This window comes from Mesorhizobium sp. ANAO-SY3R2 (genome assembly GCF_042466635.1).
In the GTDB taxonomy this organism is placed as follows: domain Bacteria; phylum Pseudomonadota; class Alphaproteobacteria; order Rhizobiales; family Rhizobiaceae; genus Aminobacter.
This window is the reverse complement of sequence record NZ_CP159954.1, coordinates 263,107-276,502: the sequence shown is the minus strand read 5'-3', so window position 1 is coordinate 276,502 and position 13,396 is coordinate 263,107. Positions and strand designations below refer to the sequence as shown.

Here is a 13,396-nt window from a genome sequence, read left to right as displayed (position 1 = left end):
GCTGGGCTCCAATGGCTGTGACGGCGGATCTACAGGGGGCGGCGGTGAGCCGCCCCGGCGGGACCTTCTGGGACCGCCGTTCCATGCGGACGAAGCGGCTGGTCTGGGTGTGGAGCTTCCTCGCCCTGCCGATCCTGTTCTATTCGGTCATCCGCTTCTACCCCACCATCGAGGCCTTCTGGCTCTCGCTGACTAACTGGGACCTCCTGAAGCCGCCGCAGTTCATCGGGCTGGCGAACTACCAGAAGCTGTTCGCCGACCCGCAATTCTGGAAAGTGTTCAAGAACACTTTCGCCTATCTGCTCATCGGCACGCCGATCAGCCTGCTTTTGTCCTTTGTCATCGCGTTCTATCTCGACCGCGTGAGGGTCATGCACGGCCTTATCCGCGCGCTGTATTTCCTGCCCTATCTGACCACCGCAGCCGCGATGGCCTGGGTGTGGCGCTGGTTCTACCAGCCGGCACCGATCGGCGTGATCAACAATGCGCTGGGCATGATCGGCATCCCGCAGCAGCCCTTCATCCGCTCGGTCGACCAGGCGCTGCCGGCGATCATGGTCACCGCCATCTGGGCCGGACTCGGTTTCCAGATCATCATCTTCATGGCCGGCCTGCGCGCCATTCCCAACACCTTCTATGAGGCTGCGCGCATCGATGGCCTCGGCGAATGGGCGATCCTGCGCAAGATCACGCTGCCGCTGCTCAAGCCGACGACGGTGTTCCTGGTCGTCTTCTCGTCCATCGGTTTCCTGCGCATCTTCGACCAGGTCTACAACATGACCACCAACGATCCCGGCGGGCCGCTCGGCTCGACCAAGCCGTTGGTGCTGATGATCTACCAGACCGCGTTTTCATCCTATGCGATGGGCTACGCCGCCGCGCAGACGGTTGTGCTGTTCTCCATCCTGCTTTGCGTGTCGCTGCTGCAGCTGTGGATCCTGAGGGAAAAGAAATGAGTGCCGCAGCCCAGACCCCGGCGCTTTCCCACGCCAATCTCCGCCCCGGCCGCATCGTCGCCTGGACCCTGCTGCTCATCGGCGGCCTGGTCATGGTCACGCCGCTGGCCTTCATGTTCTCGACGTCGCTCAAGACGGCCGGCCAGGTCTACGACCTCAGGCTGATCCCTTCGGCGCCGACGCTGCAGAACTACATCACCATCCTGGCCGACGGGCGCTTCATGCGCTGGTTCATGAACTCGATGATCGTGGCCGTCGCGGTCACCGTGTCGAACGTCTTCTTCGACAGCCTCGTCGGCTACACGCTCGCCAAGTTCGAGTTCCGCGGCCGCTACTTCATCTTTCTCGCCATCCTGTCGACGCTGATGATCCCGACCGAAATGCTGGTCATCCCGTGGTACCTGATGTCGGCCAATCTCGGCTGGATCGACAGCTACTGGGGCATCATGTTCCCCGGCATGATGACGGCCTTCGGCACCTTCCTGATGAAGCAGTTCTTCGAGGGCGTGCCCAACGACTTCCTGGAAGCCGCGCGCGTCGACGGGCTGAACGAGTTCCAGATCTGGTGGAAGGTGGCGATGCCACTGGTGACGCCCGCACTCTCGGCGCTCGCCATCTTCACCTTCCTCGGCAACTGGACGGCGTTCTTCTGGCCGCTGATCGTGACCACCAGCAAGGAGCTCTACACCTTGCCGGTCGGCCTCTCGAGCTTCGCCGTCGAACAGTCCATCCAGTGGGAAATGATCATGACGGGTGCGGCGATCGCCACCTTGCCGACGCTGCTCGTCTTCCTCGTGCTACAGCGCTACATCGTCCGCGGCGTCATGCTCGCCGGACTCAAGGGATAAGACATGCCTGAACTGAACCCGAGGCTCGCCGACAAGAGCGTGTTCCCCGATCCTGTCTACAAGGAGATGGTGCTCAGGCCGCTGTTCGACGGTGCCAAGATCCATCATGTCGACGGTTTCCGAGCCATCGACCGCGCCCATCTGGTGATGCTGACCGAAACCGGCATCCTGGACGCCAAGCAGGCGTCGGCAATCGCCGGCGCACTCGAAGCCATCGACCGCGAGGTCGACCCGTCGGTGCTCGAATACACCGGCGAGGTCGAGGACTTCTTCTTCCTGATCGAGAAGGAACTGAAGGCCCGTCTCGGACCCGACGTTGCCGGCCGCCTGCACACGTCGCGCTCGCGCAACGACATCGACCACACCCTGTTCAAGCTCGGCCTCAAGCAGCGCATCGACGCGCTCATGGTCAAGGCGCGGGCGCTGTTGTCGGCGATGATCGAGACGGCCGAGCGCGAGAAGGCCACGCTTGTAGTCGCCTACACCCACGGCCAGCCGGCACAGCCCTCGACCTTCGGTCACTACCTGTCGGCTGCCATCGAGGTGCTGATCCGCGACATCGAACGTTTCGAGGAAGCGCGGAAAATCGTCGACCTGTCGCCGATGGGCGCTGCTGCCATTACCACCTCGGGCTTTCCGATCGATCGCCAGCGTGTGGCCGACCTGCTCGGCTTTGCTGCCCCCTTGCGCAATTCCTACAGCTGCATTGCGGCGTCCGACTACATCACCTCGACCTATTCGGCGATCGAGCTGATGTTCCTGCATCTCGGCCGGCTCATCCAGGACTTCCAGTTCTGGACCGCCTTCGAGGTCGGCCAGATCTACGTGCCCAATGCCTTCGTGCAGATCTCTTCGATCATGCCGCAGAAGCGCAACCCGGTGCCAATCGAGCACATGCGTCTGCTTGCCAGCCAGACGATGGGCCGGGCGCGTACGGTGCTGAACGTCATCCACAACACGCCGTTCACCGACATGAACGACAGCGAGGGCGAGACGCAGTCGATGGGCTACGAGGCGTTCACCGCAGCAGCCCGTGTGCTCGACCTGCTCGCTGCCTTCGTCGCCGCGATCAAGATCGACCCGGAGCGCGTGGCCGACAACATCCGCCGCTCCTGCATCACCATCACCGAGCTTGCCGACTCGCTGGTGCGCATCGAAGGCCTGTCCTTCCGCGAAGCGCACGAGATCGCGGCAACCGTCGCCAAGGCGGTAGTCGCTGCCGGCGGCGGTCTGGCCAAGGACGGCTACGGACCGTTCCTCGATGCCTTCAGGCATTCGACCGGGCGCGAACCGTCCTTCGGGCGCGACAAGTTCGAGGAGATCGTCTCGCCCGAACATTTCGTCGCCGTGCGCGACCGCTTCGGCGGACCGGCGCCCGAGCCGATGGCCGAGGCACTCGGCGTCTATCGCGACAAGGCCGCCGCGCTGGAAGCCGCGGCGAAGCAGAAAGCCGAGCACGAGGCGAGAGCCGCGAACGAACTCGGCGAGAAATTCAAGGCGTTGGTGGAGGCGCGCTGATGGCGACGATCGAACTCGAAAAGCTGGTCAAGCGCTACGGCAAGACCGAAGCCGTGCGGGGCATCGACCTGCAGATTTCCGACGGCGAATTCGTCGTCTTTGTCGGCCCGTCGGGCTGCGGCAAGTCGACGACGCTACGCATGATTGCCGGTCTCGAAGACATCTCCGGCGGCAATCTGAAGATTGGCGGCGAGGTAGTCAACGAGCGCGAGCCCAAGCAGCGCAACATCGCCATGGTGTTCCAGAACTACGCCATCTATCCGCACATGAGCGTGCGCCAGAACATCGGCTTTGGGCTCTACACATCGAAGCTGTCCAAGGCGGAGAAGGACAAGCGCATCGAGGAAGCGGCCCGCGTCCTCGGGCTCGAAGCCTATCTCGAACGCCGGCCGGCGGCGCTCTCCGGCGGCCAGCGCCAGCGCGTCGCCATCGGCCGCGCCATGGTGCGCAACCCCTCGGCCTTCCTGTTCGACGAACCGCTGTCCAACCTCGACGCCCAGTTGCGCTCGCAGATGCGCATCGAGATCAAGCGGCTGCACCAGAAGCTCAAGACGACCACCGTCTACGTCACCCACGACCAGGTCGAGGCGATGACCATGGCCGACCGCATCGTGGTGATGAAGGACGGCCACATCCTGCAGGTGGGCACGCCGACCGATCTCTACGAAAATCCGGTCGACGTCTTCACCGCCCGTTTCATCGGCAGCCCGTCGATGAATCTCGTTCCGGGCCGCAAGAATGGCAAGGGCGTGGAACTTGGCTCCGGCGGCGACATCCTGGTCGGTGTGCGCCCGCATGACCTGACCGCTGCTGTCGAAAAGGCCGAAGGCGGGCTGGAACTCACCGGCACCGTGACGGCGGTCGAGCCGCTCGGACCCGAGACGCTGGTGCATCTGGATGTCGACGGAAGCTCGGTCATCGCAACCGCGCCGGGCAAGTTCATTCCCGCGCCGGGCAGCACGCTGACCTGCCGTGCGGCCCCGGGCAGCCTTTATCTCTTCGACGCCAAGACCGAGAAGAGCCTGGGCCGCGCCTGAGCGGCCACTACGCTGACAAAGAAAAACCCGCAGTCGCTCGGCGCCTGCGGGTTTTTTTAATGACCGTTTGTGCCGATTTAAGCGGCCGGGCTTCCTGCCGCGACGAACATCGGCCCGCCCTTGTGGGCCGGGAAGCCGTAGCCGTTGATCATCACCAGGTCGATGTCGCTCGACCGCGCGGCGATGCCTTCCGCAAGAAGGGTGGCACCTTCGTCGGCCATGGCCTTGAGCAGCCGCGCGACGATCTCGTTGGCCGTGAAGCTGCGCGGCGTGATGCTCTTTGCTGCCCGTGCCGCCGCGATCAACGCCGTCACCTCGGGATCGACCTGACGCTCGCCGCTCGAATAGTCGTACCAGCCGCGGCCGGTCTTACGGCCGAAGCGGCCGGCCTCGCACAGCCGGTCGGGGATCTCGACATAGCGCGCCTTGGGGTCGCGCGTGGCGGCGCGGCGTTTGCGCAGCGCCCAGGCGATCTCCAGCCCGGCCATGTCGTTGACGGTGAAGATGCCCATCGGGAAGCCATAGGCTTCGAGCGCGGCATCGATATTTTCGGGCGCAGCACCATCCTCGACCATGAATTCCGCCTCACGCCGATAGGCCGAATAGATGCGGTTGCCGATGAAGCCTTCGGTGACGCCGCAGGCCACAGGCAGCTTGCCGAGCTTCTTGGCGAAGCCAAGCGCGCTGGCGAGCACCTCGGGCGCAGTTGCAGCACAATCGACGACCTCGACGAGCCGCATGATATTTGCCGGTGAAAAGAAGTGCAGCCCAACGACGCGCTCGGGCCGGGCGGTGGCTGCGGCAATCTTGTCCGGGTCGAGATAGCTGGTGTTGGTGGCGAGGATGGCGTCGTCGCGGACGATGCCGTCGAGGCGCTGGAACAGGCTGGTCTTGACCTCGAGGTCGTCGAACACGGCTTCGATGACGAGATCGGCCAAAGCGAGTTCGCCTGCGTCGCCGGTGACCTTGAGCCGGGCGATGCAATCATCGCGCACGGATGCTGCCAGGCGACCCGACTGGACCGACTTGTCGAGGATGCCGGCAATCCGCTCATGGCCCTTGTCGGCAGCGTCCTGGGTCTGCTCGACGCCGATGACGCGGTAGCCGGCCGATAGCACCGCCACCGCGATGCCGGCGCCCATCAGGCCGGTGCCGACGATACCGACCGTCTCGATCCGTCGCGGGGCCACACCTTCCAGCTTGTCGACCTTGCCGGCCTGCCGTTCGGCGAAGAAGACGTGGCGCAGTGCCGCCGCCTCGGTGGAATCGCGCAGGCTGAGGAAGGTGGCGCGCTCGTCGGCGAGGCCGTTTTCCAGATTGGTCTCAGCCGCGGCCCTGACGAGGCGGACGGCCTCGGCGGGTGCTGCCTGGCCGCGCGCCTTGGACAGGATCTTCTTCGCTGCGGCTTCGTCGGCGGCCGGATCGGCAGCCGGCACAACAAGCCGCCCGGTGCGACGCAGCGGCTTTTGGGCGAGATCGCGGACAAGGGTGGTCGCGTCTTCGAGCAGCAGTTCGGAAACTCGGTCGATGAGCCCGAGCGTCACCGCCTCGGCCGCCTTGATCGCGCGGCCGCTGCCGATCAGGTCGATGGCGGCCGGGATGCCCAGAAGGCGCGGCAGGCGTTGCGTGCCGCCCGAGCCGGGCACGATGCCGAGCTTGACCTCAGGCAGGCCGAACGTCGCCTGGGCGGCCGCGATACGGCCATGGCAGGCGAGTGCGATTTCGCAGCCGCCGCCCAGTGCAGCACCGTTGGTGGCTGCAACGACGGGCTTCTCGAAGCCTTCGATGCGCTGCATCACCTCCGGCAGGGTCGGTCCGACCGGGGGCTTGCCGAATTCCCTGATGTCGGCGCCGCCGACGAAGGTTTTTCCGGCGCCGGTGATCACGACGCCCGCTATGTCATCGGCGGACGCGGCCTGGTCGAGTGCTGCCAACAGGCCGGCTCGAACATGCGACGAGATCGCATTGACCGGTGGGTTGTCGATGGTGACGACTAAGACGCCGTCCCGAATGCTGCCTTCGACACTTTCGGAAAACCGCGTCGCACTCATCAAATTCTCATTCCGGTATTACGGCTGTCGCCTGGATTTCGATCTTTGCCCGATCCTCGACCAGCGCCACCACCTGCATGGCCGCCATCGCGGGGAAGTGCCGGCCGATGACGTCGCGATAGGCCTGGCCAAGTCCGCGCAGATTTTCCGTATATTCCTTTTTGTCGGTGAAATACCAGGTCATCGATGTGATGTGGTGTGGCTCAGCACCGCCGCTGCGCAGCACCGCCACGACGTTCTCCAGCGTCTGGCGCACCTGGCCGACGAAGTCGTCGGTCTCGAACTCGCAATTGCCGTTCCAGCCGATCTGGCCGCCGACGAAGATGGTGCGGCCACTGGCCGCCACGCCGTTCGAGTAGCCTACCGGGCTGCTCCAGCCCTCGGGTTGCAGAACTTCATGCATCTGATGTCTCCAGGCGGCTTTCCAGCGCGGCGCGGATGTCGTCCGGCCAAGCTGTCGATTTATGGGTGTCGAGCGAGGTCGCAACGACGCTTTGGCGGGCGCTCCACAGCAGCCTGCCGGCGGCCGAGACCCTGTGCTCGAGGTCGAGCGACGAACGGCCAACCCGCAGGACCGCCAGCTCGAAATCGAGCGTGTCGCCATGAAAGCCGGGACGGGCAAAGGTGAGGTCGAGGCTGACAGTGGGCGTGCCGATCTGCCGCTCGGCGATCAGTTCCTTCCACGGTGCGCCGACGGAGGCGAAGAATTCTTCCAACACCCCGACGAGGATGTTGAGGTAGGACGGAAAATAGGCGATCCCTGAGGGATCGCAGTCCCCGAAGCGCAACGGCCGGCTGGTGCTGAAGGTCACGGCCTGCCCCTCACTTCGCGGCCTTCATCAGCTCGCGGCCGATGATCAGCTTCTGCACCTCGGTGGCGCCCTCGTAGATGCGCAGCGCGCGGATTTCGCGGTAGAGCCGCTCGGTGATCTCGCCGACGCGCACGCCGCGGCCGCCGAACATCTGTAGCGCCTGGTCGATGACCCATTGCGCGTTTTCCGTCGCCGTCATCTTGGCCATGGCGGCCTCGCGGGTGATCGGCAGCTTCTGCACGTCGCGGCGCCAGGCGGTGCGCACGGTCAGCAGCGATGCGGCGTCGATTGCCGTTGCCATCTCGCCCAGCGTGCTCTGCGCCGTCGGCAGGTCGGCCAGCGTTGCCCCGAACATCTTTCGCGACTTGGCGTGCGCCACTGCCTCGTCGAGCGCGCGGCGGGCAAAGCCGAGGGCTGCCGCCGCCACCGACGGACGGAATATGTCCAGCGTGCGCATGGCAATTTTAAAGCCTTCTCCGGGCGTACCGAGAAGCTGCGACGCCGGGATGCGGCAATTGTCGAAGCGGATGCGGGCAAGCGGATGCGGTGCGATGGTTTCGATGCGCTCGGCGATCGAGAAGCCGGGCGTGTCGGCAAAGACGACGAAAGCCGAGATGCCACGCGTGCCGGGCGCTTCGCCGGTGCGGGCGAAGACAGTGTAGACGTCGGCGATGCCGCCGTTGGAGATGAAGACCTTCTCGCCGTCGAGCACGAAATCGTCACCGTCGCGGCGGGCAGTGGTAGCCATGGCGGCGACGTCCGATCCGGCATCCGGCTCGGTCAGCGCGAAGGCCGAGATCAACTCGCCTCTGGCGATCTTTGGCAGGATGGCGCGCTTGAGCTCGTCCGACCCCGACAGGCTGATTGCACCGGTGCCCAGCCCCTGCATGGCAAAGGCGAAGTCGGCCAGCCCATCGGCATAGCCAAGCGTCTCGCGGATCAGGCACAGCGAGCGGCTGTCGATCTGTTCCGAGGCACCGCCGAAGGCTGCCGGGACGCAGTGGCGCAGGATGCCGGTTTCGCCAAGTGCTGCGACCAGCTTCCGGCAGGCCGCGTCGGCGTCGGCATGGTCGATCTCACCGAGACCGCCGCGCGCGATGAAGCCGTCGAGTTCAGCTGCCAATACGCGGTGGCTGTCGGCGAAAAAAGGCCAGTCGAGGTGGTCGCGGCTCGGCGCGCTGGCTGGCATGAGATGCCCGGCCATGGCTCAGTTCCCCTTGAATTCGGGCTTGGCCTTGGCGGCAAAAGCCTCGAAAGCCCTGCGGAAGTCGCCGGTCGCCATGCAGATCGCCTGCGCCTGCGCTTCCGACTCGATCAGCTGGTCAATGCCCATCGCCCATTCCTGGTCGAGCATCTTCTTGGTCATGGCGTGCGCGAACCACGGACCGTCGGCAAGGTTGCGCGCGAACTTCTGCGCCTCGGCAAGCAGTGCTGCGCGTTCGTGCAGGGCATTGTAGAAGCCCCAGTTGTGCCCCTCGGCTGCGGTCATTGCGCGGCCGGTGAACAGAAGCTCGGCGGCGCGGCCCTGGCCGATGATGCGCGGAAGAATGCCGCAAGCGCCCATGTCGGCGCCGGCAAGGCCGACGCGGGTGAACAGGAACGCGGTCTTGGCTTCCGGCGTGGCGACGCGGAAATCCGCCGCCATGGCCAGGATCGCACCGGCACCGGCGCAGATGCCGTCGACGGCGGCGATGATCGGCTGCGGGCAGGCGCGGATCTGGCGTACCAGGTCGCCGGTCATGCGGGTGAAGTCGATGAGGTCGGGCATCGACATCCGCGTCAGCGGTTCGATGATGTCGAAGACGTCACCGCCGGACGAGAAATTGTTCTCGGCACCGGTGAGGACGACGGCGCGCACGTCGCTGGCGCGGCCGAGGGCGCGGAACAGGTCGGTCAGTTCCTCGTAGCTCTCGAAGGTCAGCGGGTTCTTCTTCTCGGGCCGGTTCAGCGTGATGGTGGCGACGCGGCCGTCGGCATCAGTCTCGAACAGGAAGTGCTTGGCCGTGTGGTCCTTGAACGGACGCTTCTTGTCCTGCATCGGGTTGGTCATCGTCATCCTCCCAAAACTTCGCCGCCGGCGACTGCTATCGCCTGGCCTGTGATTGCGGTGGCCCGTTCCGAGGCGAGCCAAAGCACGGTGTCGGCCACTTCCTGCGGCGTCACTAGCCGCCCCTGCGGGTTGGCGCGGGCGAGCGTGGCGCGCGCCTCCTCAGTCGACCGGCCGGTCTTGCCGGTAATGGTCTCGACAGCATTGTCGAGCAGCGGCGTGTCGGTGAAACCGGGGCAGACCGCATTGACGGTGACGTCAGTGCGGGCGAGCTCCAGCGCCAGCGCGCGGGTCATGCCGACCACGCCATGCTTAGAGGCGCAGTAGGCTGAAACGTAGGCGTAGCCGGTGAGGCCCGCTGTGCTGGCGACATTGACGATGCGGCCATTGCCGGCGCGCCTGACCGAGGCGAGCGCTGCCTGTGTGACGAGAAACGTGCCGGTCAGGTTGATGCCGACAACGCGGCTCCACATCGCCAGGTCGGTCTTGTCGAATGGTGCCGAGGGTGCTTCGCCAGCGCAATTGACCAGCACGGCGATGTCGCCGAAGCGTTCGATCGCCCTGGCGATGCCGGTCTCGATCGAGGCAGGGTCGGTGACGTCGAAACCGTCGTGCACGAAGGCCTCGCCGCCCGAGCCGGCGATTTCCTCACGCACGGCTTCGAGCGGGGCGGCGCGCCGGCCGCACAGGCTGACGCGGTGGCCGTTTGCCGCCAGCGCAAGTGCGATGGCCTTACCGATGCCGCTGCCGGCGCCGGTGACGAGGGCGTGGCGCCCGTTCTTGCCCTGATCGCTCATGCCTTGCCCGTCGGCGCAGGCGCCGCAGCGCGGGCGAGGTTGTTCACATATTGCGCCCGGGCCGAGTGATACTGCTTCGGCCAGACCTGTTCGGCATAGCCGATCTTCGCCGCCTCGTGGATGACGAAGGACGGATCGGCGAGATGCGGACGGGCAACTGCGCAGAGATCGGCGCGGCCGGCGGCGATGATCGAGTTGGCGTGGTCGGCCTCCGAGATCGCGCCGACGGCAATGGTCGGCACCTGGATCTCGTTGCGGATCTTGTCGGAGAACGGCGTCTGGAACAGGCGGCCGTAGACCGGCTTCTCTTCCTTCACGACCTGGCCCGACGAGCAGTCGATCATGTCGGCGCCGGCATCCTTGAACATCTGGGCGAAGATCGCCGCATCCTCGGGCGTATTGCCACCCTCGTACCAGTCATGCGTCGACAGGCGCACCGAGATCGGCCGGTCCTGAGGCCAGACGGCGCGGATGGCGCGGAACACCTCGAGTGGATAGCGGGCCCGGTTTTCGTGGCTGCCGCCATATTCGTCGTCGCGCAGATTGGTCAGCGGCGACAGGAAGGACGACAGCAGATAGCCGTGCGCGGCGTGCAGTTCGAGGATGTCGAAGCCGAGATCGCGGGCGCGCTCCGTGGCGCTGACGAAATCGGCGAGCACGCGATCCATGTCCTCGCGGGTCATGGCGCGCGGGGTATCGGAATTCTTGAGATAGGGCAGGGCCGAGGCCGAGATCAGCGGCCAGCCACCCTCGGTCACCGGCTGGTCGATGCCTTCCCAGGCAACCTTGGTCGAGCCCTTGCGGCCGGCATGGCCGAGCTGGATTCCGATCTTGGCCGGTGTCTGCTGGTGGACGAAATCGACCATGCGCTTGAAGGCATTGGCCTGTTCGTCGTTCCACAGGCCGAGGCAGCCCGGCGTGATGCGAGCGTCCGGCGACACGCAGGTCATCTCGGGGAAGACGAGCGCCGCGCCACCCATGGCGCGGGCGCCGATATGGACCAGGTGGAAGTCGTCGGGCAGGCCGTCGGTCGCCGAATACATCGCCATCGGCGACATCACGATGCGGTTCTTCAGCGTCAGCCCGCGAATGCTGAAGGGCGTGAACATCGGCGGCGGCACCGAGCCGTTGGGCGCCGGGTTTACGCCGGCGCGCTCGGCAAACCAGCGTTCAAAACCTTCGAGCCAGTCCTTGTCGCGCAGGCGCAGGTTTTCGTGGCTGATGCGCTGCGAGCGCGTCAGCATCGAATACATGAACTGCTCCGGCTCCAGCGTGTCGGCATAGCGCGTGCCGACGACCTCGAACCATTCCATGGCGTTGCGCGCGGCGTTCTGGATGCGGGCGACATCGACGCGGCGCACTTCCTCATAAGCGTCGAGCACGGCGGGGATGTTGGCCTTGTCGTGGCCGATGATGTCGAACTGGCGGGTCAGCTCGATGGCGTCGTCGATGGCGAGCTTGGTGCCCGAGCCGATGGCGAAATGGGCGGTATGCGCACTGTCGCCCATCAGCACGACATGGCTGTTGCCGTTGAAATGGCTCCACTTGTCGCAGATCAGGCGGCCGAAGTTCAGCCAGGCCGAGCCGCGCAGGTGGCGGGCATTGGTCATCAGCTTGTGGCCGTCGAGCGTCTCAGCGAACAGCTTTTCGCAAAAGGCGATGGACTGGTCCTGGTCCATCTCGTCGATACCGTGCGCCTTGAACACGTCTTCCGTCGTCTCGACGATGAAGGTCGAGGTGTTCTCGTCGAAACGGTAGATATGGGCCTGAAACCAGCCGTGCTCGGTGCGCTGGAAATCGAAGGTGAAGGCGTCGAAGCGCTTGTCGGTGCCGAGCCAGATGTAGCGGTTGGGCCGCATCACCATGTCGGGCTTGAAGATGTCGGCATACTTGTGGCGGATGCGCGAATTGACGCCGTCGGCGGAGATGATGAGGTCGGCGTCGGGGAAATCCTGGTCGCCCTGCACGTCGGTTTCGAATACCAGTTCGACGCCGAGTTCGAGGCAGCGCTCCTTCAGGATGTTGAGCATCTTCTTGCGGCCGATACCGACGAAGCCGTGACCGGTGGTGCGGATCTTGCGGCCCTTGAACACCAGTTCGATGTCGTCCCAGTGGTTGAAGGCGACCTCGACCGCTTCGGCCGTCGCCGGGTCCCACTGGCGCATCGACTGCATGGTGGCGTCGGAGAAGACCACGCCCCAACCGAAGGTGTCGAAGGGGCGGTTGCGCTCGACCACCGTGATGTGATGGCCCGGATGCTGCTTCTTCATCAGCAGCGCGAAATAGAGACCGGCCGGCCCGCCACCGATACAGACAATGCGCATGCCGTTCTCCTCCCGAGAGTTTTGGCCGGCTTCGGGCAGCGCTGCCCGACCGTGACCATGGAGGCACCATGAACGGGTTTCGGAGAAACTTCAAGCTTAAAGTTATTTCTGGGTTGGGTGCACGCGGGTCATCCCGGGCGAGCATAGCGAGACCTGGGACCCATTGGCCGCAAAGTCATGTAGCGTGGCGGTCCTTGCTCTGGCGCACTTCATCGATGGTGCCGTTCTTCACGCCACCCAGCCGCGCTGATCAATGGATCCCGGATAACCTCCGCTACGCGTCGGTTTCCGGGATGACGCATGCGCGGTCTTGGTGATCAAGAAGTTCAACTGGCCTTGCCGAGCGAGGCGACGATCGAGCGCTTGAGCTTGGCGAGTTCCTCGAGCAACACTGCACTGTCGGGGGTGGCAAGTCCGCCGAACAGGTCGGCGATCCAATCGGCATGGGCCGCCGCCATCTTTTCGAATTCGGCGCGGCCAAAGGGCGTCAGCGCGATGATCTGGACACGGCGGTCGGTGGGCGAGGTGGTGCGGCTGATATGGCCGCTTTCGGCAAGGCGTTCGACCAGCACGGTGATGTTACCGGGCGAGACCATCATGCGCTTGGACACTTCGCCGAGCACCATGCCGTCCTCGGCGCGCTCCAGTTGCGCCATCAGGTCGAAACGGGGCAGGGTGGAGTCGAACTCTTCGCGCAGGCGGCGGCGTACCTCGGTCTCGACCAGCGTCGAGCAGGTGAGCAGGCGCAGCCACAGCCGAAGCTCAGCGCCATGATCGCCGGGCGCCTCCAGCACCTTGGTCTCGCCGTCGATCCAGTCTGTCGTGATGTCGTTGGTGTTGTCGTGCTCGCCCGTCATCGACCGCATTTTCCTCAAACCTCGAAGCGGCACGAACGGCGCCGGATCGACCCCGGCTGTTGTAGTGCCGTTTGGACCGCTTGGACAAGGCCGGCCATGCGTCGCGAGAGCCTCGACGCAATCTGCGCAGCGCGGATCGCTGTCGTCTC

At 65.1% G+C, this 13,396-nt stretch carries 12 protein-coding genes; 4 read left to right on the top strand and 8 right to left on the bottom strand.

Annotation, left to right across the window (positions count from 1 at the left end):
• Positions 1 to 17: 17 nt before the first annotated feature.
• Genes ABSY17_RS04105 through ABSY17_RS04090 form a run of 4 tightly spaced genes read left to right on the top strand, consistent with a single transcriptional unit; the run spans position 18 to position 4,359 of the window.
• Positions 18 to 956: a carbohydrate ABC transporter permease gene (locus tag ABSY17_RS04105; protein ID WP_378942556.1), complete on the top strand. Its 939-nt coding sequence runs from the start codon at positions 18 to 20 to the stop codon at positions 954 to 956.
• The gene (locus ABSY17_RS04100) at positions 953 to 1,804 is read left to right on the top strand and encodes a carbohydrate ABC transporter permease (RefSeq protein ID WP_378941897.1); all 852 of its coding nucleotides are present in this window, start codon (positions 953 to 955) and stop codon (positions 1,802 to 1,804) included. The genes ABSY17_RS04105 and ABSY17_RS04100 overlap by 4 nt, the downstream gene beginning before the upstream one ends.
• Before the next feature lie 3 nt (positions 1,805 to 1,807).
• Complete coding sequence (gene argH / locus ABSY17_RS04095; protein WP_378941894.1) at positions 1,808 to 3,322, top strand: argininosuccinate lyase; 1,515 nt, start codon at positions 1,808 to 1,810, stop codon at positions 3,320 to 3,322.
• Complete coding sequence (locus ABSY17_RS04090; RefSeq protein ID WP_378941892.1) at positions 3,322 to 4,359, top strand: ABC transporter ATP-binding protein; 1,038 nt, start codon at positions 3,322 to 3,324, stop codon at positions 4,357 to 4,359. Before argH ends, ABSY17_RS04090 begins: the two co-directional genes overlap by 1 nt.
• Positions 4,360 to 4,436: 77 nt before the next feature.
• Here ABSY17_RS04090 and ABSY17_RS04085 read toward each other — a convergent pair whose 3' ends face one another.
• The 8 genes from ABSY17_RS04085 to ABSY17_RS04050 all read right to left on the bottom strand — a co-directional run bounded on the left by ABSY17_RS04085 (position 4,437) and on the right by ABSY17_RS04050 (position 13,247).
• Entirely contained in the window at positions 4,437 to 6,410 is a 1,974-nt protein-coding gene (locus tag ABSY17_RS04085; RefSeq protein WP_378941889.1) for a 3-hydroxyacyl-CoA dehydrogenase NAD-binding domain-containing protein, read from the bottom strand.
• 7 nt (positions 6,411 to 6,417) lie between these two features.
• Positions 6,418 to 6,813, bottom strand: coding sequence for a RidA family protein (locus ABSY17_RS04080; protein WP_378941887.1), 396 nt, complete (start codon positions 6,811 to 6,813; stop codon positions 6,418 to 6,420).
• Positions 6,806 to 7,222 (bottom strand): acyl-CoA thioesterase, encoded by a 417-nt coding sequence (locus ABSY17_RS04075; RefSeq protein WP_378941884.1) that lies wholly within the window; start codon positions 7,220 to 7,222, stop codon positions 6,806 to 6,808. The genes ABSY17_RS04080 and ABSY17_RS04075 overlap by 8 nt, the downstream gene beginning before the upstream one ends.
• Before the next feature lie 10 nt (positions 7,223 to 7,232).
• Positions 7,233 to 8,426 carry an acyl-CoA dehydrogenase family protein gene (locus ABSY17_RS04070; protein ID WP_378941882.1) on the bottom strand — a complete coding sequence of 398 codons (1,194 nt, stop codon included), beginning with the start codon at positions 8,424 to 8,426 and terminating at the stop codon, positions 7,233 to 7,235.
• 3 nt (positions 8,427 to 8,429) lie between these two features.
• Positions 8,430 to 9,272, bottom strand: coding sequence for an enoyl-CoA hydratase family protein (locus ABSY17_RS04065; RefSeq protein ID WP_378941880.1), 843 nt, complete (start codon positions 9,270 to 9,272; stop codon positions 8,430 to 8,432).
• Between the two features lie 2 nt (positions 9,273 to 9,274).
• Positions 9,275 to 10,066, bottom strand: a complete 792-nt coding sequence (locus tag ABSY17_RS04060) for an SDR family NAD(P)-dependent oxidoreductase (RefSeq protein ID WP_378941877.1) — start codon at positions 10,064 to 10,066, stop codon at positions 9,275 to 9,277.
• A complete protein-coding gene (locus ABSY17_RS04055) occupies positions 10,063 to 12,390 on the bottom strand; it encodes a bifunctional salicylyl-CoA 5-hydroxylase/oxidoreductase (protein WP_378941875.1) in 2,328 nt (775 codons plus the stop codon). The genes ABSY17_RS04060 and ABSY17_RS04055 overlap by 4 nt, the downstream gene beginning before the upstream one ends.
• Before the next feature lie 326 nt (positions 12,391 to 12,716).
• Complete coding sequence (locus ABSY17_RS04050) at positions 12,717 to 13,247, bottom strand: MarR family winged helix-turn-helix transcriptional regulator (protein ID WP_378941872.1); 531 nt, start codon at positions 13,245 to 13,247, stop codon at positions 12,717 to 12,719.
• Between the last annotated feature and the right edge of the window lie 149 nt (positions 13,248 to 13,396).

Coding starts and splice junctions, on each gene's coding strand:
- ABSY17_RS04100 (WP_378941897.1), top strand. CDS start 953: ATGAGTGCCGCAGCCCAGACCCCGGCGCTTTCCCACGCCAATCTCCGC.
- argH (WP_378941894.1), top strand. CDS start 1,808: ATGCCTGAACTGAACCCGAGGCTCGCCGACAAGAGCGTGTTCCCCGAT.
- ABSY17_RS04090 (WP_378941892.1), top strand. CDS start 3,322: ATGGCGACGATCGAACTCGAAAAGCTGGTCAAGCGCTACGGCAAGACC.
- ABSY17_RS04085 (WP_378941889.1), bottom strand. CDS start 6,410: ATGAGTGCGACGCGGTTTTCCGAAAGTGTCGAAGGCAGCATTCGGGAC.
- ABSY17_RS04080 (WP_378941887.1), bottom strand. CDS start 6,813: ATGCATGAAGTTCTGCAACCCGAGGGCTGGAGCAGCCCGGTAGGCTAC.
- ABSY17_RS04070 (WP_378941882.1), bottom strand. CDS start 8,426: ATGGCCGGGCATCTCATGCCAGCCAGCGCGCCGAGCCGCGACCACCTC.
- ABSY17_RS04065 (WP_378941880.1), bottom strand. CDS start 9,272: ATGACCAACCCGATGCAGGACAAGAAGCGTCCGTTCAAGGACCACACG.
- ABSY17_RS04060 (WP_378941877.1), bottom strand. CDS start 10,066: ATGAGCGATCAGGGCAAGAACGGGCGCCACGCCCTCGTCACCGGCGCC.
- ABSY17_RS04055 (WP_378941875.1), bottom strand. CDS start 12,390: ATGCGCATTGTCTGTATCGGTGGCGGGCCGGCCGGTCTCTATTTCGCG.
- ABSY17_RS04050 (WP_378941872.1), bottom strand. CDS start 13,247: ATGACGGGCGAGCACGACAACACCAACGACATCACGACAGACTGGATC.